The 26,408-nt window shown below is 69.5% G+C and carries 25 protein-coding genes; 12 read left to right on the forward strand and 13 right to left on the reverse strand.

All coding sequences use genetic code 11. The annotated features are described in order from the left end of the window. Window positions 1-63: 63 nt before the first annotated feature. The 9 genes from RGI145_RS17195 to RGI145_RS17235 form a co-directional block, all read right to left on the reverse strand. Window positions 64-2,766, reverse strand: coding sequence for a DNA translocase FtsK (locus RGI145_RS17195; protein ID WP_075799327.1), 2,703 nt, complete (start codon window positions 2,764-2,766; stop codon window positions 64-66). Between the two features lie 121 nt (window positions 2,767-2,887). Next, window positions 2,888-3,886, reverse strand: coding sequence for an asparaginase (locus tag RGI145_RS17200; RefSeq protein ID WP_075799328.1), 999 nt, complete (start codon window positions 3,884-3,886; stop codon window positions 2,888-2,890). Next, the gene (locus tag RGI145_RS17205; protein WP_075799329.1) at window positions 3,883-4,593 is read right to left on the reverse strand and encodes a cysteine hydrolase family protein; all 711 of its coding nucleotides are present in this window, start codon (window positions 4,591-4,593) and stop codon (window positions 3,883-3,885) included. The genes RGI145_RS17200 and RGI145_RS17205 overlap by 4 nt, the downstream gene beginning before the upstream one ends. After that, window positions 4,593-5,294, reverse strand: coding sequence for an isochorismatase family protein (locus RGI145_RS17210; RefSeq protein WP_075799330.1), 702 nt, complete (start codon window positions 5,292-5,294; stop codon window positions 4,593-4,595). Before RGI145_RS17210 ends, RGI145_RS17205 begins: the two co-directional genes overlap by 1 nt. Further along, the gene (locus RGI145_RS17215) at window positions 5,294-6,292 is read right to left on the reverse strand and encodes an ABC transporter ATP-binding protein (RefSeq protein WP_027280850.1); all 999 of its coding nucleotides are present in this window, start codon (window positions 6,290-6,292) and stop codon (window positions 5,294-5,296) included. Before RGI145_RS17215 ends, RGI145_RS17210 begins: the two co-directional genes overlap by 1 nt. A gap of 11 nt (window positions 6,293-6,303) precedes the next feature. After that, window positions 6,304-7,395, reverse strand: a complete 1,092-nt coding sequence (locus RGI145_RS17220) for an ABC transporter ATP-binding protein (RefSeq protein WP_237183120.1) — start codon at window positions 7,393-7,395, stop codon at window positions 6,304-6,306. 5 nt (window positions 7,396-7,400) lie between these two features. Then, window positions 7,401-8,306, reverse strand: a complete 906-nt coding sequence (locus RGI145_RS17225) for an ABC transporter permease (RefSeq protein WP_208863890.1) — start codon at window positions 8,304-8,306, stop codon at window positions 7,401-7,403. A gap of 13 nt (window positions 8,307-8,319) precedes the next feature. After that, the gene (locus RGI145_RS17230; RefSeq protein ID WP_075799332.1) at window positions 8,320-9,267 is read right to left on the reverse strand and encodes an ABC transporter permease; all 948 of its coding nucleotides are present in this window, start codon (window positions 9,265-9,267) and stop codon (window positions 8,320-8,322) included. A gap of 13 nt (window positions 9,268-9,280) precedes the next feature. Next, window positions 9,281-10,900, reverse strand: a complete 1,620-nt coding sequence (locus RGI145_RS17235; protein ID WP_083670880.1) for an ABC transporter substrate-binding protein — start codon at window positions 10,898-10,900, stop codon at window positions 9,281-9,283. Window positions 10,901-11,264: 364 nt separating this feature from the next. On the opposite strand from RGI145_RS17235, the gene RGI145_RS17240 reads away from it, so the two are divergent. Beyond that, on the forward strand, window positions 11,265-11,468 hold the full coding sequence (locus tag RGI145_RS17240; RefSeq protein WP_027280855.1) for a hypothetical protein: 204 nt from the start codon (window positions 11,265-11,267) through the stop codon (window positions 11,466-11,468). Beyond that, window positions 11,465-12,880, forward strand: a complete 1,416-nt coding sequence (locus RGI145_RS17245; protein WP_075799333.1) for an Asp-tRNA(Asn)/Glu-tRNA(Gln) amidotransferase GatCAB subunit A — start codon at window positions 11,465-11,467, stop codon at window positions 12,878-12,880. Before RGI145_RS17240 ends, RGI145_RS17245 begins: the two co-directional genes overlap by 4 nt. A 262-nt stretch (window positions 12,881-13,142) precedes the next feature. On the opposite strand, the gene RGI145_RS17250 is transcribed toward RGI145_RS17245, so the two are convergent. The 3 genes from RGI145_RS17250 to rho all read right to left on the reverse strand — a co-directional run bounded on the left by RGI145_RS17250 (window position 13,143) and on the right by rho (window position 16,536). Then, window positions 13,143-14,600, reverse strand: a complete 1,458-nt coding sequence (locus tag RGI145_RS17250; RefSeq protein WP_083670883.1) for an Asp-tRNA(Asn)/Glu-tRNA(Gln) amidotransferase GatCAB subunit A — start codon at window positions 14,598-14,600, stop codon at window positions 13,143-13,145. Further along, the gene (locus RGI145_RS17255; RefSeq protein ID WP_075799334.1) at window positions 14,600-14,806 is read right to left on the reverse strand and encodes a hypothetical protein; all 207 of its coding nucleotides are present in this window, start codon (window positions 14,804-14,806) and stop codon (window positions 14,600-14,602) included. Before RGI145_RS17255 ends, RGI145_RS17250 begins: the two co-directional genes overlap by 1 nt. Window positions 14,807-15,252: 446 nt before the next feature. Beyond that, window positions 15,253-16,536, reverse strand: coding sequence for a transcription termination factor Rho (gene rho, locus RGI145_RS17260; protein WP_019461381.1), 1,284 nt, complete (start codon window positions 16,534-16,536; stop codon window positions 15,253-15,255). Between the two features lie 372 nt (window positions 16,537-16,908). On the opposite strand from rho, the gene RGI145_RS17265 reads away from it, so the two are divergent. The 5 genes from RGI145_RS17265 to phnE (RGI145_RS17285) all read left to right on the forward strand — a co-directional run bounded on the left by RGI145_RS17265 (window position 16,909) and on the right by phnE (RGI145_RS17285) (window position 21,448). Then, on the forward strand, window positions 16,909-17,667 hold the full coding sequence (locus tag RGI145_RS17265) for a GNAT family N-acetyltransferase (RefSeq protein WP_075799335.1): 759 nt from the start codon (window positions 16,909-16,911) through the stop codon (window positions 17,665-17,667). Window positions 17,668-17,816: 149 nt separating this feature from the next. Next, on the forward strand, window positions 17,817-18,644 hold the full coding sequence (gene phnC, locus RGI145_RS17270; RefSeq protein ID WP_075799336.1) for a phosphonate ABC transporter ATP-binding protein: 828 nt from the start codon (window positions 17,817-17,819) through the stop codon (window positions 18,642-18,644). Window positions 18,645-18,670: 26 nt separating this feature from the next. After that, a complete protein-coding gene (phnD, locus tag RGI145_RS17275; protein WP_075799337.1) occupies window positions 18,671-19,591 on the forward strand; it encodes a phosphonate ABC transporter substrate-binding protein in 921 nt (306 codons plus the stop codon). 100 nt (window positions 19,592-19,691) lie between these two features. After that, on the forward strand, window positions 19,692-20,585 hold the full coding sequence (gene phnE, locus RGI145_RS17280) for a phosphonate ABC transporter, permease protein PhnE (protein ID WP_075799338.1): 894 nt from the start codon (window positions 19,692-19,694) through the stop codon (window positions 20,583-20,585). Further along, window positions 20,582-21,448 (forward strand): phosphonate ABC transporter, permease protein PhnE, encoded by an 867-nt coding sequence (gene phnE, locus RGI145_RS17285; RefSeq protein ID WP_075799339.1) that lies wholly within the window; start codon window positions 20,582-20,584, stop codon window positions 21,446-21,448. The genes phnE (RGI145_RS17280) and phnE (RGI145_RS17285) overlap by 4 nt, the downstream gene beginning before the upstream one ends. A gap of 248 nt (window positions 21,449-21,696) precedes the next feature. Here phnE (RGI145_RS17285) and phnF read toward each other — a convergent pair whose 3' ends face one another. Further along, entirely contained in the window at window positions 21,697-22,419 is a 723-nt protein-coding gene (gene phnF / locus RGI145_RS17290; protein ID WP_075799340.1) for a phosphonate metabolism transcriptional regulator PhnF, read from the reverse strand. A gap of 160 nt (window positions 22,420-22,579) precedes the next feature. Between phnF and phnG the strand changes: the two genes are divergently transcribed. The 5 genes from phnG to phnK are packed head-to-tail and all read left to right on the forward strand — an operon-like array spanning window position 22,580 to window position 26,404. After that, entirely contained in the window at window positions 22,580-23,005 is a 426-nt protein-coding gene (gene phnG, locus RGI145_RS17295; protein WP_208863891.1) for a phosphonate C-P lyase system protein PhnG, read from the forward strand. After that, window positions 23,005-23,604, forward strand: a complete 600-nt coding sequence (gene phnH / locus RGI145_RS17300) for a phosphonate C-P lyase system protein PhnH (RefSeq protein ID WP_075799342.1) — start codon at window positions 23,005-23,007, stop codon at window positions 23,602-23,604. Before phnG ends, phnH begins: the two co-directional genes overlap by 1 nt. Before the next feature lie 3 nt (window positions 23,605-23,607). Further along, window positions 23,608-24,705 (forward strand): carbon-phosphorus lyase complex subunit, encoded by a 1,098-nt coding sequence (locus tag RGI145_RS17305; RefSeq protein ID WP_075799343.1) that lies wholly within the window; start codon window positions 23,608-23,610, stop codon window positions 24,703-24,705. After that, window positions 24,702-25,631, forward strand: coding sequence for an alpha-D-ribose 1-methylphosphonate 5-phosphate C-P-lyase PhnJ (locus RGI145_RS17310; RefSeq protein ID WP_075799344.1), 930 nt, complete (start codon window positions 24,702-24,704; stop codon window positions 25,629-25,631). Before RGI145_RS17305 ends, RGI145_RS17310 begins: the two co-directional genes overlap by 4 nt. Then, window positions 25,628-26,404, forward strand: coding sequence for a phosphonate C-P lyase system protein PhnK (gene phnK / locus RGI145_RS17315; protein WP_075799345.1), 777 nt, complete (start codon window positions 25,628-25,630; stop codon window positions 26,402-26,404). Before RGI145_RS17310 ends, phnK begins: the two co-directional genes overlap by 4 nt. Window positions 26,405-26,408: the final 4 nt, after the last annotated feature.

Genomic DNA, 26,408 nt, shown 5'->3' on the forward strand with positions numbered 1-26,408 from the left:
TCCTGTCGGCGGCACAGGGCCGGGAACGGGTCCCCGGCCCTGTGCCGCCCTGGGTGATCGGCCTCAGTCGTCCTGCCCGCGCACCAGCACCTCGCGCTTGCCGACATGGTTGGCGGGGCCGACGATGCCTTCCTTCTCCATCTGCTCGATGAGCTTGGCGGCGCGGTTGTAGCCGATGGAGAGGTGGCGTTGGACGAAGGAGGTGCTGGCCTTGCCCTCCCGCGTCACGAGGTCCACCGCCTGCTCGAAGAGGCCACGCTCGCCGCCCTCTCCGCCGCCGGGGCCACCGGTGGGAGCGTCCTCGTCCTCGACCTCGGTGACCTCCTCGATATAGGAGGGCTCGCCCTGTTCGCGCAGGTATTCGACGATGGCCTCGACCTCGGCATCCGAGACGAAGGGGCCGTGGACGCGGTTCATGCGGCCGACGCCGGCCATGAACAGCATGTCGCCCTGGCCGAGAAGCTGCTCGGCGCCCTGCTCGCCCAGGATGGTGCGGCTGTCGATCTTGGAGGAGACCTGGAAGCTGATGCGCGCCGGGAAGTTCGCCTTGATGACGCCGGTGATGACGTCCACCGAGGGGCGCTGCGTCGCCATGATGACATGGATGCCGGCGGCGCGCGCCATCTGGGCGAGACGCTGCACCGAGGCCTCGATCTCCTTGCCTGCCACCACCATCAGGTCGGCCATCTCGTCGATGACCACCACGATCATCGGCAGCGGTTCCAGCGCCAGGGGCTGGTCCTCGAAGACCGGCTTGCCCGTGTCGGGGTCGAAGCCCGTCTGCACGCGGCGGGTGAGCTGCTCGCCCTTCTCGCGGGCGGCGGTGACCTTCTTGTTGTAGCCGGCGATGTTGCGCACGCCGAGCTGCGAGAGGGCGCGGTAGCGGCGCTCCATCTCCCGCACCGTCCATTTCAGCGCGCCGATCGCCTTGGGGCTTTCCGTCACCACCGGGGCCAGGAGATGCGGGATGCGGTCATAGACCGAGAGCTCCAGCATCTTCGGGTCGATCATGATGAAGCGGCACTCGTCCGGCCCATAGCGGTAGAGCAGGCTGAGGATCATGGTGTTGATCGCCACCGACTTGCCCGAGCCGGTGGTGCCGGCGACCAGGAGGTGCGGCATGGTCGCGAGATCGGCGATCACCGGGGCGCCACCGATATCCTTGCCCAGCGCGAGGCTAAGGCGGCCCTGCGCCCGGCCCCATTCCTCGTCGGCCAGCAGTTCGCGCAGATAGACCGTCTCGCGCTTCGCGTTCGGCATCTCGATGCCGATGACGTTGCGGCCCGGCACGGTGGCGATGCGGACGGCGGTGACGGACATGCTGCGCGCCACGTCGTCGGCCAGGCCGATCACGCGCGCGGACTTGGTGCCGGGCGCGGGCTCCAGCTCGTAGAGCGTCACCACCGGCCCGGGGCGCACCTCCACGATGCGGCCGCGCACGCCGTAATCCTCCAGCACGCCTTCCAGCATGCGGGCGTTGTTCTGCAGCATCTCCTCGGTCGGGCCGCTGTCGCGGCGGCGCGGCGCCTCGGTCAGCAGCTCCAGCGGCGGCAGCGCGAAGTGTTCCGGCGGCAGGTTCCGGGGGGGCGGCGGAACAGGACGGCGGGGCGGTGGAGCGATCCGCTCGGACCGGGGCGGCGGAGGCGGCGGCGGCAGGTCGTCGTCGTCCTCGTCATCCACCGGCTCCGGCGCGCGGCCGAAGCGCGGCTCGATGCGGCGGACAGGCGGGGCTGCCTCCTCCGTGGGGCGGCGCCCGCCGAGGCGCAGGCCGGGGATGGCGATCCGGGGGCGGCCCGGCGCTTCCTCCGGCGCATCCTCTTCCTCCGGCTCGAAATAGGCGGGGCGGGGCGTCTGTCGGGCGGGGGCGTCCTCGGGCGGCAGGTGAATCCGGGGGCCGGGCCGGGCGGCGGAGGCGCTGCGGCGGGCAGCGGCGTCGTCGGCGGCGCTCAGCAGGTGCTGCAGGTCCGGCGAGGCCTGCCTCTGCCGTGACAGTAAGCCTCCCAGGTTGCGGAAGGGCGAGAAGATCTCCCCGAAGCCACGGGAGCCGCTCCGCTCCATCCTGGCCCGGCGGCGCGCAGCGCGCTCGGAAATCTCCATGCCGAGCGAGACACCGCCCCGCGCGGCCGCCACGCTGCCCCGGGCGGCGCTGACGCCCGCCCTGCGCCAGGACAGGAGGGGGATGCCCAGGGCCACGAAGCCGAAGACCAGGCCCAGCACCGCCGTCGCCGCGCCGGTGGCCACGCCGCCGAAGGGGCCGAACCAGCCGCGCGCGGCGCCGTCCACGGTGCCGCGCACCAGCGGCCCCACCGCCCCGCCCGCAGGCACCGAGCCCCAGGCAGGCAGGCCAGCCAGGATGGCGGCGGAGGCGAGCACCGGCAGGGCGGCTAGCATCGCCGCGACACGGCCGGCGAAGGGCTTCAGGCTGCGATGCGTGCCGAGGCGCAGCGCCCAGCAGAGCAGGCAGGCCGCCGGCAGCCATCCGGCCCAGCCGAAGCCCTGCAGCAGCACATCGGAAAGCATGGCGCCGACCGGGCCGGCGAGGTTCCGGGGAGGACGCGTCGTGGCGGTGGAAAGGGAGGGGTCGGCCGGGTTGTAGGAGATCAGCGCCACGACCAGGGCCAGGCCGGCGAGGCCGAGCAGCACGCCCACGAACTCCCCGCCGCGCCGCCGGATCGCCGCCCGCACGGCCGGCGAGGCGAAGCGCTGGGCGGCTCCGGAAAAGCGCCCGTTCGGAGAGGATGAGCGATCGGTAGCGGCACGCGACATCAGGGAACCCAAGCTGAGACCTTGCCTCAGCCTAGCATGCCAAATACCTGTCGCGTACCGCTTTTCTCAACCGCAGCAAGGGATTGGCCGCCCGCAGAGGCCGGGAAGCCACAACCCCCGGTCAGTAGGTGGCGAAGATCCTCGCCACCTCGGCGGGGTCCCGCGTCACCGTCAGCGCCATGGCGAGGAGGATGCGCGCCTTCTGAGGGTTGAGGTTGTCGGCGGTCAGGAAGCCGTATTCCTTCAGCTTGGTGCTGGGGAAGACGCGGCCGGAGCCGGCGCGGCTGCACTGGACGACGATCACACCGTCCTGCACCGCCTGCTTCAGCGGCTCCAGGTCGCCCGGGCCGCAGAAGCCGGGGGCGAAGCCGGCGGAGACGATGCCCTTCGCTCCGGCGGCCAGGAAGGCGCGCACCGCCGTGCCGTCCGCCCCGGCATAGGCGTAGCTGATATCCACCCGCGGCAGGACGTCGAGCGCGCGAATGTCGAAGACCGTCTCCGGAGCCCCGAGTCGCAGCGGCTTGCGATACCAGACCACTTGGTCGCCATCCGCCTGCCCCAGCACGCCGAAATCCGGGGAGCGGAAGGTCTGCATCCGGCCGGTCGAGGTCTTGGTGACCTCGCGCGCGGACTGGATCTCGTCGTTCAGCAGGACCATGACGCCCATGCCGCGCGCCGCGGGATCGGCCGCGACCCGCACCGCGTTCACCAGGTTCAGCCCGGCATCGGTGGAGAGGGCGGAGGCGGGGCGCTGCGAGCCGGTGACCACGATCGGCACCGGCACCTTGGCGGCGAGATGGAGGGCGTAGGCCGTTTCCTCCAGCGAGGCGGTGCCGTGGCCGATGACGATGCCGGCGAGGCCCGGATTCTCCGCCACGACCTTGTCGCAGAGCAGGACCAGCGCCTTCCATTCCGGGAAATGGATGTTCGGGCTGGGCACGGCGCTGAAGGGCACCGGGAAGACATCGGCGACGAGCTGCACCTCGGGGAAGCGGGCCAGGATGGCCTCGGCATCCATCATGTTGCCGGTGGAGCCGTAATCCACCGTGTCCAGCGGCCCCTTGCCGAGGGAGGAGATGGTCCCCCCTGTGCCGATGAAAGCGACGCGCGGCCGGCTCATGCCGCAGCCTCCGCCTTGCGGGCGATCGCAGCCTCGATCTCCGCGGTGCTCATCACGTCACCGAAGGTCAGGTAGATGTTCATGAGAGACGCGTTGTGCTCCTCGTCGGTCACGGCGGCATTGCCGTCCGAGACCATGATGACGCGGAAGTTCAGCATCATCGCGTCGCGGGCGGAAGTCTCGCAGCAGATATTGGTCAGCGTGCCGGTGATCAGCAGCGTCTCGATGCCGCGCTCGCGCAGCAGGGCGGCGAAATCCGGCCCGCCCTTCGCCGCGCCGGGGATGAAGGCGCTGTAGCGGAATTTCGGCACGACCATGTCGCCGGGCCGGATGTCGAGCCCCGGCCAGAAGGCATGGCCCGCGCTGCCGGGTGCCATGGAGCGGACACGGGCGGCACGCTGGGCCTCCGAGACGGATTCCTCCAGCACCGACCATTCGTGGCGGGATTCCTTGTCGGAAGCGTTCTGCACCCAGTACACGGCACCGCCGGCCGCGCGCAGCCTGGCGGCGAGGTGGTTGATGTTCGGCACGATATCCGTGCCGCCCGGCACGAAGGCATGCGCCAGAGCGGGGTCAAGATAGCCGTTCTGCATGTCGATCACCACCAGCGCGGTGCGCGCCGGGTCGAGATCGGCGAAGCGGTGCTCGGTGCCGAACTTGGCCAGCACGCGCTGCCGGACGAATTCGGGGATGCGCGTCCGGTTCATCAGGCGGCGGCCTTCCGGCCGGCGCGGCCGAGGGCGTCCACGATCTCCTCCGTGCTCAGCACGTCGCCGAAGCTGCCATAGAAGTTGACCAGCGTGGCGTTGTGCTCCTCGTCGGTCAGGGCGGCATTGGCGTCGGAGACCATGATGGTGCGGAAGTTCAGCATCATCGCGTCGCGGGCCGAGGATTCGCAGCAGACATTGGTCAGCGTGCCGGTGATCAGCACCGTGTCGAAGCCCCGCTCCCGCAGCACGCGCGGCAGGTCGGAGGAGCCCTGGATGAAGGCGCTGTAGCGGTATTTCCGCAGCACCGTATCCTCTGGCTTCACCTCCAGATCAGGCCAGAGCTCATGGCCCTCTGTGCCCTCGCTCATCGCACGGGCGCGGGCCTCGCGACGCTCGGGGAGGGTGTAGTCCTCCAGCACCGACCATTCCGCGGCGGAGCGGGCGTTGAAGGTGTTGCGGATCCAGAAGACCGCGCCCCCGGCATCGCGCAGGGCGGTGGCGAGGCGGTTGATGGCGGGCACGATCTCCACCGCCGTGGGCACCGGCGCGAAGCCGAGATCGGCGCGCATGAAGCCGTTCTGCATGTCCACCACCACCAGGGCGGTGCGCTTCGGGTCCAGCTCCGCGAAGGGATGCGCCGTGCCGCGCCGGGCAACGACGCGGTCCACGATGCTCTGCGGGATGGCGATCTTGTGCATCAGGCGAATTCCGGGGTGAGGGCGGCGTCGGGCACGCGCACGCAGCGGGCCATGCGGCCGGGGGCCGGATGGCGGGCCGAGGGCTCGCCGGCCAGGCATTCCGACGTGGCCAGCGAGCAGCGCGGGGCGAACTTGCAGCCAGGGGGCAGGTTGCGCAGGTCGGGCGGTGCGCCCGGGATGGTCTCCAGGTCGCGGTCGCGCGGCTGGTTGTGCACGGTGGAGGCGAGCAGGCCGGCGGTGTAGGGGTGCATCGGGTCGCGTAGCACCTCGCGCACCGGGCCGGTTTCCACCACGCGGCCGGCATACATCACCGCCACGCGGTCGGCGATCTCGGCGGCGACGCCCAGGTCGTGCGTCACGAAGATCACCGACATGCCCATTTCCTGCTGCAGGCGGCGCAGCAGGATCAGCACCTGGATCTGCACCGTGGCGTCCAGCGCGGTGGTGGGCTCGTCGGCCAGGAGGAGCTTGGGCTCGCAGCTCAGCGCCATGGCGATCATGGCGCGCTGGCGCAGACCACCCGACAGCTCGAACGGGTAGGCATCGAGGCGGCGCTGGGCGGAGGGGATCTTCACCAGGTCGAAGAGTTCCAGCGCCCGGGCGAGGCCCTGCCTGTGGCTGACGCCCTTGTGCAGGGCGACGACCTCGGCGATCTGGTCGCCCACCCGCGCCACCGGATCGAAGGCGGTCATCGGCTCCTGGAAGATCATGGAGACGGTGCCCCCACGGAAGCGGCGCAGATCGCCATCACCCATCGCCAGCACGTCCTGGCCCGCGATGCGGACCTTGCCGTCGATCACCGCGCGCTTCGGCGGCAGCAGGCGCATCAGTGCGCGCATGGTGACGCTCTTGCCGGAGCCGCTCTCGCCCAGCATGCAGAGCACCTCGCCCGGCGCCATGGCGAAGCTGACGCCATTGACCGCGCGCACGGTGCTCTCGCGCGTCACGAAGCGGACATTGAGGTCCTGGACCTCGACCAGCGGTGCGGTCGCGCTCATCCCGTCCTCCCTCAATGCACCAGTGGTGCCGCGACGAGGTCTGCCCGGCCGGCCAGGCTGTGACCCGATCCCGGGTCCTGGATATGGCAGGCGGCGCAATGCGCGCCGGGCGCGTCGGTGTCGCCCAGTTGCGGCATCTTCGCGGCGCAGACCTCCTCGGCGAAGGGGCAGCGGGTGCGGAAGCGGCAGCCGGAGGGCGGGTTGATCGGGTTGGGCGGATCGCCGGTCAGCGGCGGCTCCTCCATCCGGTGGTCCGGGTCCATGGAGGGGTGGGAGGCCAGGAGCGCACGCGTATAGGGGTGCTTCGGGGCGCGGTAGAGATCCTCGGCCGGGCCGATCTCCACCACCTGCCCCAGATACATCACCAGCACGCGGTCGCTGATCCAGCGCACCACGCTGAGGTCGTGGCTGATGAAGATGTAGGTGAGGCTCAGCTCCCGCTTCAGCGTGCGCAGCAGGTTCAGCACCTGCGCCTCGACGCTCTTGTCCAGGGCGGAGACGGCCTCGTCCAGGATCACCATGCGCGGTCGCAGCGCCAGGGCGCGGGCGATGTTCACGCGCTGCTTCTGCCCGCCCGAGAGCTCGTGCGGGTAGCGCGGGCCGAACAGCGCCGGGTTGAGGCCAACCTTCAGCAGCAGCTCCCGCGCCAGGGAGAGGGCCTCCCCCTTGGGCACGCCATGGGCGATGGGGCCGAAGGCCACGGAGCCCTGGATGGGCATGCGCGGGTTCAGCGAGGAGGCGGAGTCCTGGAACACCATCTGGACCTGCTTGCGCATCGCGGCAACGGAGATGCCGCGCGGGGTGGCGACCTCCTCGCCATCGAAGATCTGCTCGCCGCTGTCCGGGACGATCAGGCGGGTGAGGAGGCGGGCCAGGGTGGACTTGCCGCAGCCGGATTCACCGACGATGCCCAGCGTCTCGCCCTTCATGACACGGAAGGACACGCCGTCCACGGCGCGGACATGGCCGGTGACGCGTTGCAGGGCGCCGCCACGCAGCGGAAAGTGCTTCTGCAGGTTGCGCACATCCAGCAGCGGCTGGGCCGGGCCGCCGACATCGCGCGGGTCACGGAAGCTGGCCGGGGAAAGGGTCGTCTGGCTCATGCTCATCAGATCCGGACATCCATCGCGGCGCGCAGCCCGTCGCTGACCATGTTGACGCTGACCGAGGTGATGAAGATCGCGATGCCGGGCATGGCGGCGACCAGCGGGTTCACATAGATCGACTGGCGCAGCGTGTTCAGCATCAGGCCCCAGTCCGGCTCCGGCGGTTTCACGCCGAGGCCGAGGAAGGAGAGGCCCGAGCCGAGCAGAATGCCGACGCTGATCATGCCGGAGGCATAGACCAGCACCGGGCCGAGCACGTTGCCCAGCACATGGTGCCACAGCACGAGGTGGATGCCGGCGCCGGTGGCGCGCGCCGCGTCCACGAAATCCAGCGAGCGAACCTGGGTGGTGGCGCTTTCCGCGATGCGGCAGAGCGGCGGAATGAAGACGAGGGAAAGGGCGATGAAGGCGTTGCCGATCCCGCCGCCCATGGCGCCCGAGATGGCGACCGCGAGCAGGATGGAGGGGAAGGCGTAGAAGACGTCCATCACCCGCATGATCAGCGTGTTGGTGCGGCCTCCGACGAGGCCCGCCAGCACGCCCAGCCCGCCGCCGACCGCAGTGGCGATGGCCACGGGGACGAAGCCCATCAGCAGCGTCAGCCGCCCGCCATAGAGGAGGCGGGAGAGCATGTCGCGCCCGAGTTCGTCCGTGCCCAGCGTATGGCCCATGTAGCCGGGGGGCTTGAGCCGGCGGACGATGCTTTCCTTGTAGGGATCGAAGGGCGCCAGCCAGGGCGCCGCCACGGCCAGCAGGATGATGGTCAGCAGGACCAGGCCAAAGAAGAGGGTCACGTAGTCGTAGCGCAGGCGGTAGCCGACGGTGCCCCAGTAGCCGCGGACCTTGGGCAGGCCGATGCTGTCCGGAATGGCCGTGGGGGAGGTCCGGCCGGCGGTGGTGCTGCTCATGGCGCCGCTCTCCTCAGACACGCTTGATTCGGGGGTCGATGGCGGTCTGCACCAGATCGACCGTGAGGTTGGTCACCACGAAGATCATGGCCAGCACCAGGATCGTGCCCTGGAGCACGGGGATGTCGCGCGTCAGGATCGCCTTGCTCAGCAGGAAGCCGGTGCCTGGCCAGGCGAAGACCGTCTCGACCAGGATGGAGCCGCCCATCAGCGCGCCGAACTGCAGCCCCATCACCGCCAGGATCGGCGGCAAGGCGTTCTTCAGCACGTGTCGGATCGCCTTGCTTTCCGGCAGTCCGTTGGCACGCAGCGTGGTGACGAATTCCTGCGCCATCACCTCGGTGATCGCGGAGCGGGCGGTGCGGGCGATGATGCCGACCGGGATCATCGACAGGGTGATCACCGGCAGGATCATGAAGGGCAAGGTGCTCCAGCCGATCGAGGCGGAGCCGCCCGGCCCCATGCCGGAGGCGGGCAGGATCTGCGCCTCCACCGAGAAGAGGATCACCAGCACGATGCCGAGCCAGTAGTTCGGCACCGAGACGCCGAGGATGGCGGTGCCGGTGACCATCCGGTCCAGCCAGCTTCCGGCGCGGTAGCCGGCGATGGCGCCCAGCGCGATGGCCACCGGGAAAGCGATCAGCACCGCGAGCAGGGAGAGCAGCACGGTGTTGCCGAGGGAGCGCAGGATCTCCTCCAGCACCGGGCGCCCCGTGGCGATGGAACGCCCGAGATCGCCCGTCAGCACGCTGCCGAGCCAGGAGAGGTACTGGACCGGCAGAGGCCGATCGAGGCCGTAGAGCGCCTTCAGCTTCGCGACCGTCTCGGCATCGGCGTCCGGCGGCAGCATGGTCTGCAAGGGGTCGCCGGGCGCCAGATAGACCAGCAGGAAGCAGATGATGGACACGCCCAGCGCGATCGGCAGGACGGCCAGCAGACGGCGTTGGACGTAGACCAGCATGGAACTCTGTCCCTCAGGGCTGCACGGTGACTTGCGTCAGGTCCTGGAACCAGCTCTGCGCCTGCACGAATCCCTTCACCTTGGGCGACAGGGCGCGCGGGTTCAGGTCATGTGCCACCCAGATCATCACGGCCTGCTCGTTCATGCGCTCGTGGACCTTGGTCAGGATCGGCAGACGCTTCTCCGGGTCGAAGGTGTTCATGGCCTCCGCGACCAGCTGATCGACTTGCGGGTCCTCGAAATGCCCCCAGTTGCTGCCTGCCGGCGACCACTGCGACTTCATGATGAAGCGGAACATCCCGTTGAACGGGTCCTGCGTCGCGCGGGTGATGTTGATGCCGTTGATGTCGTGGTGCTTGTCCACGCCCTCGCGGCCCACCTGCAGCAGCGCGTTCCAGTCCATGACCTGAAGGTTGACCTTGAAGCCGACCTCCTCCAGCTGCGCCTTCACCAGCTCGTTCATCGGCAGCGGCTGCATCTGACCGGAGCCGGAGGTAGAGATGGCGAAGGTGACGTTGCAGGGGACGCAGCCGGCCTCCTTCAGCAGCGCCTTGGCCTTGTCCGGATTGTACTCGTACTTCACCGGCTTGCCGTAATAGGCGGTGGAGGGCGGCACGGTGGCGTAGCCCGGCAAGGCGACGCCGCCCAGCATCTCCACCATATCATCCCGGTTCAGCGCGTAGTTGGCCGCCTGCCGCACCCGGATGTCGTTGAAGGGCTTGTCCACGAAATTGAGCTGGTAGGCCCAGTTATGCGGATAGGCATTGGTGATCACCTGCATGCCCGAGGATTTCAGGCGGGGGATGGTGTCGGGCGCCGGGGCCTCGATCCAGTCCACCTGTCCGGAAAGCAGCGAAGCGGTGCGCGTCGATGCCTCCGGCATCGGCAGCAGCACCAGCCGGTCCTGCTTCGGGACACGGGCCTTGTCCCAGTACTCCTTGTTCGCCACCAGCTCCAGCCGCTCGCCCGGCACCATGCGGGAGAAGCGGTAGGGGCCCGTGCCCGAGGGATTCTTGGCGAAGGCGTTGGCGTCGTTCTTCAGCTCCTCCGCACGGGCGGGGCTGACCATCATCAGGAAGGACAGGTTGTAGGGAAAGATGCTGTCCGGCTGCTTGGTGGTGAAGGCGACGGTGTAGTCGTCGATCTGCTCGACGCCCGCGAAGTTGGTCAGGTAGCTGCGGGCGAAGGCGAATTGCTGTGCATTGAACTGGGGCGCGCCCTCCTTGGTCATGCGCTCCATGTTCCAGACCACCGACTTCGCGTTGAAGTCACTCCCGTCGTGGAACTTCACACCCTTGCGGAGGGTGAAGATCCAGCGTCGGCTGTTGTTGGGGTCGATGTGCCATTCGGTGGCCAAGCCCGGCTTGATATCGGCGATCTTGTCGCCCTTCGACAGGTCCCAGAGGATCAGGGAGTCGTAGAGGTTGTAGCCGACGAAGCGCCAGCCCTCGAAGCCCTGGTCCGGCATGCCAGCGGTGAGCGGGATGTCGCCCGCCGTCATGGCCACACGCAGTACGCTTTCCGCCGAGGCGGGCGCCACGGTGCCCAGCAGCGTGGTCATCAGGCCCAGGGTGACGCCGAAACGGGTCGCACACAGCCGCGTCGCACCCAGGCGCAGGGATGGCACCGTCATCTTCTCTCCTTGTCCCGGCAGGACGGATCGGAATCTCTGCTTTCCGTGTCAGCAATCGCCGTGCCAGATTTCGCGCGACGCGGCCGGCCAGGGCAGCACGCAACGCCGACGCGGGACGGGCCGCGATCCGTGCCGTGCCGGGCGGCATTTCACCCGGCGGGAATGCCACAGCGCGCGGCAGATGCGCGCCGATGTCCCACAGCGCGCGCCGCTTATGACGCCAGAACAACGGCTTTCATCCTTGTCCAGCACTGGGAGCATGGAAAATCCTGCCATTTCTTTGGGCGCGACAGACCGGCGGCGCGGACGTAACCTCGTGCCGTTCCTCCCTTGGCCTGACAGGCCCCTGCCGGAGTCTCTCCCCATGACGACCGAAACCGATCCCGAACTGGATATGGCGCTCGCGCGCGCCGGTATCACCCTGCCGCCGGGACGCTATGCCGGCGTGCTCGCCACCCATCGCGACCTGCAGAAGATGATGCCGATCCTGCGCCAGCCGCGCACCGCCGCGGCCGAGCCGGCGGGGATCTATGTGCTGGACACCATCACGCGGGAGCAGGCGCCGTGAACGACGCGAAGCTGGAAGACCTCTCCATCGCCGAGGCCGGGGCGAAGCTGCGCGACGGCAGCCTGACCTCCGCCGCCCTGACGCACCATGCACTGGACCGGATCGCGAAGCTCGATGGCGCCCTGCATGCCTTCGTGCTGGTCACGGAGGAACGCGCCATGGCCGATGCGGCCAGGGCCGATGCCGAGCTCGCCGCCGGCACCGATCGCGGGCCGATGCACGGCATCCCCTATGCGCTGAAGGACATCTACGACACCGCCGGCATCCGCACGACATGCCATTCCAAGCTGCTGATCGACAATGTCCCCACCGAGGACAGCGTCGTGGCGGCGAAGCTCGCCGCGGGCGGCGGCGTGCTGCTGGGCAAGCTGGCGACGCATGAATTCGCCATGGGCGGGCCGAGCTTCGACCTCCCCTTCCCGCCCGCGCGCAATCCCTGGAACACCGACCACATCACCGGCGGTTCCTCCTCCGGCTCCGGCGCCGCCGTCGCCGCCGGCCTGGTGCGCATGGCAATGGGCTCCGACACCGGCGGATCGATCCGCGGTCCCGCGGCCTATTGCGGCACGGTGGGCCTCAAGCCGACCTATGGGCTGATCAGCCGGCGCGGCGTCTTCCCGCTTTCCTACACGCTCGACCATTGCGGCCCGCTGACGCGCAGCGTCGAGGATGCGGCGATCACCACCGAGATGCTGGCGGGCTTCGACCCGCTCGACCCCGCGAGCGCCGACAAGCCGGTCGTCGATCTGCGCAGCGGGCTGGAGGATGGCGTCGCGGGCCTGCGCGTCGGCATGCCGCGCAACCTCTACCGCGATGCCGAAGGGCTTTCGCCCGAGGTCTATGACGCGATCGAGCGTGTCGGACAGGCACTGGAAGCGGCGGGCGCGATCGTCGAGGAGGTCACGCTTCCCGACTATTCCCTCTTCAATGCCTGCGGCCGCGTGATCCTGACCGCCGAGGCCTTCGCCATCCACGAGAAGGACCTGCGCGAGCGGCCGCAGGATTACGGCGAACTCTTCCTCATGCGGATCGTCACCGGTGCCGCGATCAGCAGCGCGGACTACATCCAGGCTCAGCGCCTGCGCCGCGAACTCTCCATGGCGGTGAACCGCGAGGCGCTGAAGACGTACGACGTGCTGCTCACCGCCTGCGCCCTCGGCCCGGCCCCCGCCTTCGCCGACTGCCCGCCGGACCGCCCCATGTTCTGGCCGATCCAGACCATGCCCTTCAACGTCACGGGCAATCCGGCCCTTTCCATGCCGGCCGGCCTCTCCGCCTCCGGCCTGCCGCTCTCCGCCCAGATCGTCGGCCGCCCCTTCGACGAGGCCACACTCCTCCGCGTCGGCCGCGCCGTCGAGAAAGCCACGGCCCACTGGGGCGCCACCGCTCCGGCTCTGCTCGCGGCTGAATGATCTGGCCTGGGAACCGGGAGGCTCTGCCTCCCGGACCCTTTGCTGAAGAAGGGGCCGCTCAGGGGGATAGTATCCCCCTGAGACCCCGCCATGAGCGCTCCGCGAGGAGGGGATTCCCGCCGTTGCGCCAATAGCGACCGGTGTCCTGTTCCCCCTCCTCGCGGAGCGCTCATAGGGTTCCCATGGGGGCGAAGCACTGCTTCGCCCGTCCCTGGGCGGGTGGGTTTCAGGGAGGGCAGAGCCCTCCCTGGACCCGGCCCGATCACCCAGCGCCGAGCGCCGGCACGCGGTTGTGCCAGTCGGTGTCGCGCTGGTAGGCGTCGCCGATGGTCATGAGGCGGGCCTCGGCGAAGGGGCGGCCGACGAGCTGGAGGCCGACGGGCAGGCCGCGATCGTCGAAGCCGCAATGCACGCTCAGCCCGGGCAGGCCGAGATAGTTGATCGGCCGCGTGTTCTGCGTGATCAGGCCGAAGCGGCGGATGGCCTCGGGGTCGCCGCCGTCGATGCGGCATTCCGCGCGCGTCGGGATCTTGCGCGGGATGGTGGGCATGGCGAGCACGTCCACCTGCGAGAAGACCTCGTCGCAGAAGGCCTTGAGCACCGGGCCGCGCCGGCTCAGCGCCTCGATGTAGTAGCTGGCCGGGATGGCATAGCCCGGGAACATGCGGCCGCTGAGGTGGCTGGCGTAGTCGCCCGGGCGTTCGCGCATCCAGTTGGCGTGGATGGTCGGACCCTCGCTGCGGCTGACGACGGAGCCGTAGGTCAGGACCTGTTCCATTACCGGCAGGCGGATGCGGGTGACGGTGGCGCCGCGGCCACGCAGCACCTCGATCGAGGCCTCGAAGGCGGCCAGGATGTCCGGGTCGGCGCCGTCGAGGAACCAGGTTTCCGCCACGCCGATGCGCTGGCCGCGTAGGTCGCCAGTCAGCGCGGCCTCGTAGTCGGGCACCGGCTCCTTTGCGCTGGTCGGGTCCTTCGGATCATGGCCGGCGATGACGCCCATCACCCGGGCGCAGTCGCGCACGGTGCGCACCAGTGGGCCGACATTGTCGCAGGAGAAGGAGAGCGGCATCACGCCGTGGCGGCTGACGCGGGTCTGCGTCGGCTTGAGGCCCACCACGCCGCAGGCCGAGGCGGGCAGGCGGATCGAGCCGCCGGTGTCGGAGCCGAGCGCCATGAAGGCGAAGCGGGCGGAGACGGCGGCGCCGGAGCCGGAGGAGGACCCGCCGGTGATGTAGTCGCCGTTCCAGGGGTTCAGGCAGTCGCCGAAATGCTGGTTGTGACCGGTCGGATTCTGCGCGAACTCCGCCATGTTGAGGCCGCCCATGGTGATGGCGCCGGCACCTTCGAGCCGCTCGATCACGGTCGCGGTGTAGTCGGGCCGGAAGTCGCCGCGGATGGCGGAGCCACAGGTCGAGAGCTTGCCGGCCTTGTAGTACATGTCCTTGTGCGCCATCGGCACGCCGGCCAGCGGGCCGGAGGCGGTGCCGGCGGCGCGGGCCTTGTCGGCGGCGTCGGCGGCCTCCAGCGCGGCCTCGCGCTCGATCCAGGTGGTGGCATTGACCGCCGGCTCATGCGCCTCGATGCGGTCCAGGCAGGCCTGGGTCAGGGCGGTGGCGGTGACCTCGCCCCGGGCGAAGGCGTCGGCGGCCTCGGCGAGGCTCAGGCCGGCGAGACCCGCCGTGCTGGCCATTGGGGGAGCCATCGGCACGGCGTCCATCACGCGCGCTCCTTGCAGCTCTGCAGCGCCGCCTCGAAGGAGGAGGGCTCGTCCTCGAAGCGCAGCGTGCCGCGCAGCGCCTCGAAATCCGCGATCAGCTTCGGGATATCCATCGACGCCATCTGCCGGCCCGTCTCGTTGGGCAGCGCGACCCCCGTCCAGAGGCGAATATCCTCCGCCACGCGCGTCACCAGGGCTTCGTCCATCGTCACTTTCCCCTCACTGCACAGGGCGGATCATCCCGCCTCGCGAACCTGCATCGCGTAGGTCCCCTCGCCCCGGCGCAGCGCGTGGAAGCAGTCGGCGGCGGCGCCTGCCACGGACTTCCGGTTGCGGGGCATTGCGCGGGTTCCGGCTCCTGTTGCGACGGGGCGGGAGACTGCGCCCGAATCAGCTGGGGCATGAGAGGCTAATCTCTCCTGTCGCGCGGCAAAAACCCCAACGGGGCAAAGAATTGCCGAAATTTTAGCCTCTATTTCTGAAATTTGATGATCGAATGATCTTCATTTCAACGCTGAATTAGGAATGCCTAATTCCGGGTCTATCCGGAAAGCCCGATCCGGCCTGCCCGTACTGGGGCGGCTTGACGGCGGAAACGAAAAGCCCCGCCAGGCGAACCGGGCGGGGCTGGAAAGGGAACCGGACAGTCCGGTCAGGTATTCATCGCGTCGAAGAAATCCTGGTTCGACTTGCTGTACTTCAGCTTGTCCAGGAGGAACTCCATCGCGTCCTGCGTGCCCATCGGGTTCAGGATACGGCGCAGCACCCACATCTTGGACAGGGTGGAACGCTCCACCAGGACCTCTTCCTTGCGGGTGCCGGACTTGGTGATGTCGATCGCCGGGAAGACGCGCTTGTCGGAGAGCTTGCGGTCCAGCACGATCTCGCAGTTGCCGGTGCCCTTGAACTCCTCGAAGATCACCTCATCCATGCGCGAACCCGTGTCGATCAGCGCGGTGGCGATGATGGTGAGCGAACCGCCTTCCTCGATGTTGCGGGCGGCGCCGAAGAAGCGCTTCGGCCGCTGCAGGGCGTTGGCGTCCACGCCGCCCGTCAGCACCTTGCCCGAGGACGGCACGACCGAGTTGTAGGCGCGACCCAGGCGGGTGATGGAGTCCAGCAGGATCACCACGTCACGCTTGTGCTCGACCAGGCGCTTGGCCTTCTCCAGCACCATCTCCGTCACCTGCACGTGGCGGGTGGCCGGCTCGTCGAAGGTGGAGGCCACGACCTCGCCGCGCACGGTGCGGGCCATGTCGGTGACCTCCTCCGGGCGCTCGTCGATCAGCAGCACCATCAGGAAGACTTCCGGATGATTGGCCGAGATCGACTTGGCGATGTTCTGCAGCATCACCGTCTTGCCGGTGCGCGGCGGCGCCACGATCAGGGCGCGCTGGCCCATGCCGATCGGCGCGACCAGGTCGATGACCCGGTGGGTGTTGTCCTTGGTGGGGCCCTTGTTGTTGGCCTGGGCGGCCTCCAGCTCGGCATTCTCCATCCGCAGGCGGCGGGTGGGATAGAGCGGGGTCAGGTTGTCGAAGTTGATGCGGTGCTTGAGCGCCTCGGGCGGCTCGAAATTGATCGCCTCGACCTTCAGCAGGGCGAAGTAGCGCTCACCATCCTTCGGCGCCCGGATCTGGCCTTCCACCGTGTCGCCGGTGCGCAGGCCGAAGCGGCGCACCTGCGTGGGGGAGACATAGATGTCATCGGGCCCGGGCAGGAAGTTGGCCTGCGGGCTGCGGAGGAAGCCGAAGCCGTCGGGCAGGATCTCCAGCGTGCCGTCCCCGTGGATGGCCTGGTCTTTCTCGGCCAGGTTCTTGAGGATGGCATACATGATATCCTGCTTGCGCAGGGAAGAGGCGTTCTCGATCTCGAGCGACTCGGCGAAAGCGAGGAGGTCGCCGGGGCTCTTGGCCTTCAGTTCGGAAAGATGCATGCGGCGGACGTATCCGTCATCGACAGGGAGGGCGGGACCCTTCCCGGTGAGTCGTCCGGCTGGCGGTTGACCAAGCGATTGGCCAAGGGCAGGACGACTGTGTTGCCGGAACGGCGCGCCCGACTTACGAGAAGCGGCACGTCCGACAATGTCCCGATGTGCGAGGAGGGAGAGCAGCGAAGGCCGGCAGGCCCGCCGCCCCTATGGGAAGCGGTGGGACAGATAAGGCTGGTTGCACCATCCGTCAATCAGAAATCGCGGATTTTGCAGGAAAAACGGGGGATTTCTGCCCGTCACCCCGCTTGCCGCCTCCGCCATGTCGTGGGAGGCCGGAAAAACCCGCCATTCCCGAGCCACCCGGAGCCTGATCCCTTGCCCGCCGAAGCCCCCGCCATCGATGTCCTGACCCTGGAGCGCGCGGCCCTGACCTCGGTTCCAGCGCCGCGCCTGGCCTGGGATGGGGGCTTCGTGCTTCGCGGCTTCCTGAATGGCACCGGACGGGCCAATGCCGCCTGCTCGCTCGACCCCTCCCCCGATCCCGGGCTGGAGGCGCGGCTGGACCGGATGGAGGCCGACTTCGCCCGGATGGGCCTGCCGGCCCGCTTCCGCTCCACCCCGCTCGATCCGCCGGGGCTGAAGCAGGCGCTGCTGGCGCGCGGCTATGCGGAGCATGAGGGGGCCTGCGTGATGGCCGGCCCGCTGCGGCCCCTGGCCGATTCGGCCGACACGGGCGTCGAGATCCTGGACAACCCGGCGGAGGACTGGCTCGCCGTGCTGGCCACGGCGGAATACCAGACCGAGGCGCGCCGTGCGGAAAAGGCCGGCGGAGCCGCCATGCTGGCCCGCCCGGGCTGCTGGCTTCTGCTGCGGGAGGACGGGGTGCCGGCGGCCAGCGCGCATGTGGTCGCGGATGCGACGCTCTGCGGCCTCTTCGACGTGGCGACCGATCCGCGCTTCCGCCGCCGGGGTCTGGCTCAGCGCGTCCTCGCAACCGGTGCGGCCTGGGCGGCGGGGCTGGGGGCGACGACCGCCTGGCTGCAGGTCTCGCCCTCCAACACCGGGGCACGGAACCTCTACGCCCGCCTCGGCCTGTCCGAGATCTACCGCTACACCTACTTCCTGCGGGACTGAGCCTCGCAACCCGGCCATCTCCCCTCTCCTGGCCGGGTCCGGCAAACCATTCCGCCCGGGCTCTGTCATGAATCCATCATCGCTTTGAAACGGCCGCGTCACCCGCCTGCGCTACCCGCCCCAGCCGACAGGGTAAGACGGGACCGCATATGCTCACCATCGATGGATTGTCCCGGCGATACGGCGCGAAGACGGCCGTGGACACGCTGTCGCTGGAGATCCGTCCCGGCAGCTTCGTGGGGGTGATCGGCCGCTCCGGCGCCGGCAAGTCCACGCTGCTGCGGATGATCAACGGGCTGGAGACGCCCAGCGGCGGCCGCATCCTCTGGAACGGCCAGGTGGTGAGCGGGCTGCAGGGCCGGGCGCTGCGCGACTGGCGCGCGCGCTGCGCCATGGTGTTCCAGCACTTCAACCTCGCCGGCCGGCTCGATGTGCTGACCAACGTGCTCACCGGGCGGCTGAACAAGGTCTCCCTGCCGCGCGCCCTGTTCGGCCTCTGGCCGGAGGAGGACCGCGCCATGGCACTGGCGGCGCTGGAGCAGTTCGATATCGCCGACCTCGCCGCGCAGCGCGCCGGGCAGCTCTCGGGCGGGCAGCAGCAGCGCGTGGCCATCGCCCGCGCCCTGGTGCAGGAGCCGGAGATCATCCTGGCAGACGAGCCGATCGCTTCGCTGGATCCGCGCAACACGCAGATCGTGATGGACACGCTCCAGCACATCAACCGCGGCTATGGCATCACCGTGCTCTGCAACCTGCATTCGCTCGATGTGGCGCGCCGCTACTGCGACCGGCTGGTGGGGCTTGCCGCCGGCCAGCTGGTCTTCGACGGCGGGCCGCAGGAGCTGGGCGAGGCCGAGGCACGCCGCCTCTATGGGCTGGAGGCGTCGGACGTCATGGGCACGACGGAACCCGCGCCTGCATCCCCTGCCCCCGGAACGCCGGTGCCGCCCCAGACGGTGGCCCGGACCTATGCCTGACACCCACCCTTAAGGATCATCCGATCATGCTGAACCGTCGCATGCTGCTCGGCGCCGGCGCCCTGCTGGCCTCGCCGCTGGCAGTGCCCTCGCTGGCCCGCGCCCAGTCCGCCGCCTGGGCCAAGGCCTATCCGGAGCTGGTCTTCGCCATCATCCCGTCGGAGAACGCCTCGGGCGTGATCGACCGCTGGTCGCCCTTCACCGAATACCTGTCGAAGAAGCTCGGCACCAAGGTGACGCTGCGCATCGCCAACGACTACGCGGCGGTGATCGAGGGCCAGCGCTCCGGCAACATCCACATCGCCTCCTACGGCCCCTCCTCCTTCGCCCGCGCGCTGATGACCGGCGCGAAGGTCGAGGCCTTCGCCATCGAGACGAACCTCGACGGCACCAAGGGCTACTACTCCGTCTTCTACGTGAAGAAGGACTCGCCCTTCCAGAAGGTGCAGGATCTGAAGGGCAAGAACCTCGGCCTGGTGGACCCGAACTCCACCTCCGGCAACAACGTGCCCCGCTTCTCCCTCGACAAGATGGGCATCAAGCCGGACGAGTTCTTCGGCAAGGTCGTCTATACCGGCAGCCACGAGAACGCGATCATCGCCCTGCAGCAGGGTACGGTGGACATGGCCGCGAACTGGTGGAACGACGAGCAGGAAAGCAACCTGCTGCGCATGGCCCGCAAGAACATGGTGAAGGCGGAGGATTTCCGCATCGTCTTCAAGTCCGAGCAGATCGTGAACTCCCCGATGGCCTATCTGACCAGCCTGCCGGAGGATCTGCGCACGGCGATCCGTACCGCCGTGCTGGCCATGCCGACGGAAAACAAGGCGGCCTTCGACAAGATCTATGACGGCAAGTCAGGCCCGTGGATGCCGGTGGACAACAGCGCCTACCAGCCGATCATCGAGCTGAACCGCTTCGTCGACAGCCTCCGCCGCCGCGCCTGAGGCAGGCTTCCCGAAGCTCGGATTCCCATCTGGGCCGCCCAGAAGGGCCGCCCGGTCTCCGGACCGGGCGGCCCAGCCGTTCGAACAGGTCTTCCCCGCCATGAGCATCGCCCTGCCCCGCTTGCCGGAGCCGCGCCTCGCCAGCCTGATGGGCGACTACGCGCAGAGCCGCAGGGCCGCGCGGCGCCAGATCCTGCTGTCCCTCCTGATCGTCGCCGCGCTCGCCCTCCTCTCCGCCTGGGTGGCGGAGGTCGATCCCGCGCAGCTCGGTCGGCATATCGGCGCCTTCTTCGGCTATTTCGACCGCATCACCATGCTGGAAGGCAGCAGCACCGGCGCGCGCGTCTGGACCAGCCCCGGCGAATGGTTCTGGGGCCTGCGGAAGTGGGGCCTGCTGCTCTTCGATACGATGCTGATGGCCTATGTCGGCACGCTGCTGGGGGCGGCAGCAGGCTTCGCGCTCTGCTTCGTGTCCAGCGCCAATCTCGTGCGGAACCGCTGGCTGCGCGGCACAGCGCGGCGCCTGCTGGAATTCTGCCGCACCGTGCCCGACATCGTCTTCGCGCTGATCTTCGTGATCGCCTTCGGCCTCGGCGCGCTGCCGGGCGTGCTGGCCATCGCCATCCACACCGCCGGCGCGCTGGGCAAGATGTGCACCGAGGTGGTGGAGAACATCGACATGAAGCCGGTCGAGGGCATCCGCTCCACCGGCGGCGGCTGGATGAGCGCGGTGCGCTTCGGCACCCTGCCGCAGGTGCTGCCGAACTTCGCCAGCTACGCGCTTCTGCGCTTCGAGATCAACGTGCGGCAGGCTGCCGTGCTCGGCTTCGTCGGCGCCGGCGGCATCGGGCAGGACCTGCTCGAAGCGATCCGCAAGTTCTACTATAATGACGTCTCGGCCATCCTGCTGCTGATCATCCTGGCCGTGATGGCGATCGACATGCTGACCGAACGCCTGCGCCATCACCTCATCGGACTGGAGCAGAAGGCATGAGCGGCGCCATCCGCAACGCCGCGCTGGCGGATCTCCCGGGCCTCGCCGCGCGCCACCCGCAAGCCTTCCGGCGCCTGCCGCCCTCCCGCCTCCGGGCGCTGGCGATCACCGTCGCGGCGCTGGCGCTCCTCGCCCTCAGCATCTGGCGCCTGGAGCTTTCGCCGCTGCGCGTCTTCGCCGGAATGGGGCAGATGCTGCACTTCCTGACGCTGATGCTGCCACCCGATCCGGGCTCCTGGACGCGCTTCGTGCAGATGCTGCAGCTCCTGGCCGAAACGCTCGCCATCGCCTTCCTAGGCACGCTCTTCGCCGCCATCCTGGCCATCCCGCTCGGCTTCCTCGCGGCGCGCAACACCACCGTCAACCGCGTGGTGCATTTCCTGTCCCGCCGCGCGCTGGACGGCATCCGGGGCGTGGACGCACTGATCTGGGCGCTGATCTGGATCAGCGTGGTCGGCCTCGGCCCCTTCGCCGGGGTGCTGGCCATCGTCACCTCCGATATCGGCACCTTCGGCAAGCTCTATTCCGAGGCGATCGAAGCGGTGGACCGCAAGGCGGCGGAGGGCGTCGCCTCCACCGGTGGCAACCGGCTGCACGGCATCCGCTACGGCGTGCTGCCGCAGGTCCTGCCCGTCCTGGCCGGTCAGGTGCTCTACATGTTCGAATCCAACACCCGTTCCTCCTCGATCATCGGCATCGTCGGCGCGGGCGGCATCGGACTCATGCTCTCGGAGATGATCCGCACCCTGGAATGGCCGGCCGTCTCCATGATCGTCGTCCTCATTCTCGTCATGGTCGCCGCCATCGACGCGCTCTCCAGCCGCCTCCGCACCGCCATCGCCGGCACACCGTCGGGGCATTGAGAGGTGATAGGGCGTGGCGCTCCGGGAGGCTCTGCCTCTCGGACCCTCCGCTCAGGGGCACAGTGTGCCCCCGAGACCCCGCCATGAGCGCTCCGCGAGGAGGGGGATTCGACCGCCGGTATGCCATCCGGCGACCGGTGTCCTGTCCCCCCTCCTCGCGGAGCGCTCACAGGGTTCCCAGGGACTAACGTCCCTGGGCGGGGTGTCCAGAGGGGCAGAGCCCCTCTGGCCCCGGCCCGATCACCCCCTCACGCCGACAGTTCGACGCGGTCGGCGGCGAAGCGGGAGTGGGTGGCCTGGATGGGGCGGCCCTGGGCGTCGGTGTTGACGCTGTCGAGGACGAGGACGACGCGGCCGGGCGCGAGGTCGAGGGCCTTGGTTTCCTCCGGCGTGGCGTGGCGCGCGGTGATGCGGGTGGAGCGGCGGAGGTAATCGGTGACGCCGTAGGAGGCGTAGGCGCGGGTGATGGAGCCGGTCTCGGCATAGCGCTCGGCGAAGCCGGCGAAGCGCGGCAGGGGCAGGCGGGTGAGGCCGGTGGAAATGGGCACGCCATCGGCTTCGTGCAGCGTGTCGAGCTCCAGGACGGGGCTGCCTGGCGGCAGGTCCAGCGCCTCGGCCAGCGCGGGGTCGGCGGTGATCTCCCGGGCGGAAAGCAGCCGGCCCCAGGCCTCGCGCCCTGCGGCGGTGGCGATCTCGGAGAAGCGGGTGCGCGGCCCGATCGGATAGCGAAGTGGCGGGGCCTCGACGAAGGTGCCACTGCCCTGGGTGGCACGGACCAGGCCGCGCTCGGCCAGGGCGGAAAGAGCACGGCGGACGGTGTGGCGGTTCACGCCATGTTGGGCGGCGAGCTGAGCCTCCGTGGGCAGGCGCTCGCCGCGCCGGAAGCGGCCAGCGGCAATCTCGCCCTCCAGCCCGTCGGCTATGCGCTTCCAGGCGGCGATCCCGTCGCCACGGCGGAAGGGCGCGTTCATCGGCAATGAATCATCGAATTGTCACTGGCTCGTCTTGTTGAGATGTCTATACTACTAGACATATTCGCAGAGGGGCTTCCGGGCAATGGCGGCAGAGAGCGAAACACGAGACAGGGCCGGGGCGCCAGCCACCCCCGACACGGCAGCGCGGCAGGCGGTGATGACACTCTGCGCCGCGGCGACCGGGGCGGAGCTGGAAAGCGCGCTGGCGGCGGTGGGCTATGCCGGGCCGATGGAGGCCAGGGTGCAGGAGCTGCGGCGGCCGGAAACCGGGCTGGTGATGGTGCGGGGCCGCGCCGGGGGCGATGGGCGCCGCTTCAACCTGGGCGAGGCCACAGTGACGCGTGCCGCGGTAAGGATCGAGGGCGGGGTGACCGGCTTCTCCTACCTTCTGGGTCGGGATGCGGCGCGGGCACGGCAGGCGGCGGTGCTGGATGCGCTCTGGCAAAGCGCGTCGCATCGTTCGGCAGTGGAAGCGGCGCTGCGGCCCGTCGCCGCGCGGCGAGAGGCCGAGCGGGCGCGGCAGGCGCGGCAGGCGGCCGCGACGCGCGTGGATTTCTTCACCATGGTGCGCGGAGAGGATTGATGAACGCCGTCACCGGATTGCTGCCCGGCTTCGCCGATCCTGTCCTCGACGCGCAGCGGGTCTTCCGCGCCGTGATGGAAGCGCTGGCCCGCCCCGGCAGCCTGCAACCGTTGTCCGATCTGCCGGATGTGCCGGCGCCGCTGACGCCGGAACTGGCGGCGATCGCTCTGGCGCTGGCGGATGCGGATGCGCCGCTCTGGCTGGACGCGCCGCTGGCGGCGGTGCCGGCGGTGGCGGAGTTCCTGCGCTTCCACACCGGAGCGCCGATCGTGAAGGACCCGGCGGAGGCCGCCTTCGCCCTGGTCGCCGATCCGGCACGCTGCCCGCCGCATGAGAGCTTCGCCCAGGGCACGCCGGACTATCCGGACGCTTCCACCACGCTGGTGCTGGCCCTGCCACGGCAGGAGGGTGGAAGGCTTCTGCTGCTGGAAGGGCCGGGGATCGAGGGGTGCCGCAGCGTGACACCACCCCTGCCGGAAGGCTTCGCGGCGCGACTGAAGCGGAACCGGAAGCTGTTCCCGCTCGGGCTCGACCACCTGCTGGCCCTGCCGGGCGCGGTGATGGGCCTGCCCCGCTCCACCCGTGTGACGGAGGCCTGACGCATGTATGTGGCCGTGAAGGGCGGCGAGGCCGCCATCGACAACGCGCACCGGCTGCTGGCCGATGCGCGGCGCGGCGACCGCGCCGTGCCGGAGATCGGGGTCGATCAGATCCGCGAGCAGATGCGGCTGGCGGTGGACCGGGTGATGACGGAGGGCTCGCTCTACGACCCCGACCTCGCCGCGCTGGCGCTGAAGCAGGCACGGGGAGATCTGATCGAGGCGGTCTTCCTGGTGCGGGCGGCGCGGACCACCCTGCCTCGCTTCGGCGCCTCCGAGGCGATCGACACCGCCGCGATGGCGGTGCGGCGGCGGGTTTCCGCCACCTACAAGGACCTGCCGGGCGGGCAGGTGCTGGGGCCGACCTTCGACTACACGCACCGGCTGATCGACTTCGCCCTGGCGGCGGGGCTGGAACCGCCGGCCCCGGCCGAGGCGCCCGCCGATCCGGCGGAGCCGGTGCCGCATGTCACGGCGCTGCTGGGCGGCGAGGGGCTGATCGAGCCCAGCGGCGAGGACGATGGCGCCGAGGTGGGCGACCTGACCCGGGCGCCGGTGGCCTATCCGGCGGAGCGGGACATCCGCCTCCAGGCCCTGGCGCGGGGCGACGAGGGCTTCGTGCTGGCGCTCGGCTATTCCACCCAGCGCGGCTATGGCCGCAACCATCCCTTCGTCGGCGAGATCCGCTTCGGCACGGTGGAGGTGGAATTCGTGCCGGAGGAGCTGGGCTTCGCCGTGCCGCTGGGCGAGATCGAGGTCACCGAATGCGAGATGGTGACGCAGTTCAAGGGCTCCTCCCAGGTGCCGCCCCAGTTCACGCGCGGCTACGGCCTGGCCTTCGGCCAGGGCGAGCGCAAGGCGATGGCCATGGCGCTGGTGGACCGGGCGCTGCGGGCGGAGGAGCTGGGCGAGGAGGTGAAGGCCCCGGCGCAGGACCAGGAATTCGTCCTTTCCCATTGCGACAACCTGCAGGCGACGGGTTTCGTCGAGCATCTGAAGCTGCCGCACTACGTGGATTTCCAGGCGGAGCTGGAGCTGGTGCGGCGGATGCGGGCGGAACATGCCGCCGCGCAAGAGACGCGGAAGGAGGCGGCGGAATGAGCGCTGCAATGACCCCCGGGCAGCAGGCCGGTGCGGGCGTGGCCGGCTACAACTTCGCCTATCTGGACGAGGGCACGAAGCGGATGATCCGCCGCGCCATCCTGAAGGCCATCGCCATCCCCGGCTACCAGGTGCCCTTCGCCTCGCGCGAGATGCCGATGCCCTATGGCTGGGGCACGGGCGGGGTGCAGGTGACGGCGGCGGTGCTGGGGCCCGAGGACCGGCTGAAGGTCATCGACCAGGGCTCGGACGACACCACCAACGCCGTCTCCATCCGCAAGTTCTTCGAGCGCACGGCGGGGGTGGCGACCACCACCCGCACGGCGGAGGCGACGGTGATCCAGACGCGGCACCGCATCCCGGAGCATCCGCTGACCGAGGGGCAGGTCCTCGTCTATCAGGTGCCGATCCCGGAGCCGCTGCGCTTCCTGGAGCCGCGCGAGACGGAGACGCGGCGCATGCACGCGCTGGCGGAATACGGGCTGATGCACGTGAAGCTCTACGAGGACATCGCGCGGCACGGCCATATCGCCAAGACCTATGCCTATCCGGTGGAGGTGGCGGGGCGCTACGTGATGGACCCCTCGCCGACGCCGAAATTCGACAATCCGAAGATGAACGACTGCGCCGCGCTGCAGCTCTTCGGCGCGGGGCGGGAGCGGCGGATCTATGCCGTGCCGCCCCATACCACGGTGCGGAGCCTGGATTTCGAGGACCATCCCTTCACCGTGCAGAGTTTCGGCCAGCCCTGCGCGCTCTGCGGCGCCACCGGCACCTATCAGGACGAGGTGGTGCTGGACGACCGGGGCGGGCGGATGTTCGTCTGCTCCGACACGGATTTCTGCGAGGAGCGGCGCGAGGACGGGCACCGCGGCCCGATGCTGGCCGATGCGCCATCCTTCGCGCGGAAGGAGGATGTCCGATGAGCGGCCTGCCCTTGCTGACGGTCGAGGGGCTGAGCAAGCGCTATGGCGCGCGCATCGGCTGCGATGATGTCAGCTTCGACCTGGAGGCCGGCGAAGTGCTGGCCATCGTGGGCGAATCCGGTTCCGGCAAGTCCACCCTGCTCTCCTGCCTCGCCACGGAGCTGATGCCCGACAGCGGCCGCATCCTGTACCGGGGTGGCGAGGACGAGGCGCGCGACATCCTGACGCTGGGCGAGGCCGAGCGGCGCCTGCTGCTGCGCACCGAATGGGGCTTCATCCGCCAGGATGCGGCGCAGGGGCTGCGCATGTCCGTCTCCGCCGGCGGCAATGTCGGGGAGCGGCTGATGGCGGTGGGGGCGCGGCACTATGGCCGCATCCGCGCCACGGCGCAGGACTGGCTGGGCCGCGTCGAGATCGGCGCCGACCGCATGGACGACACGCCGCGCAGCTTCTCGGGCGGCATGCGGCAGCGGCTGCAGATTGCGCGCAACCTCGTCACCCATCCGCGCCTCGTGCTGATGGACGAGCCGACCTCCGGCCTCGACGTCTCGGTGCAGGCGCGGCTGCTGGACCTCGTGCGCGGGCTGGTGGCGGAGCTGGGGCTGGCGGTGATCATTGTCACCCACGACCTCGCCGTGGCGCGGCTGCTGTCGCACCGGATCATGGTGATGCGCTATGGGCGGGTGATCGAGAGCGGGCTCACCGACCAGGTGCTGGACGATCCGTCCGAGCCCTACACGCAACTCCTCGTCTCCTCGGTGCTGGCGGCATGAACCC

Origin of the sequence: Roseomonas gilardii, assembly GCF_001941945.1 — a bacterium.
In the GTDB taxonomy this organism is placed as follows: Bacteria; Pseudomonadota; Alphaproteobacteria; order Acetobacterales; family Acetobacteraceae; genus Roseomonas.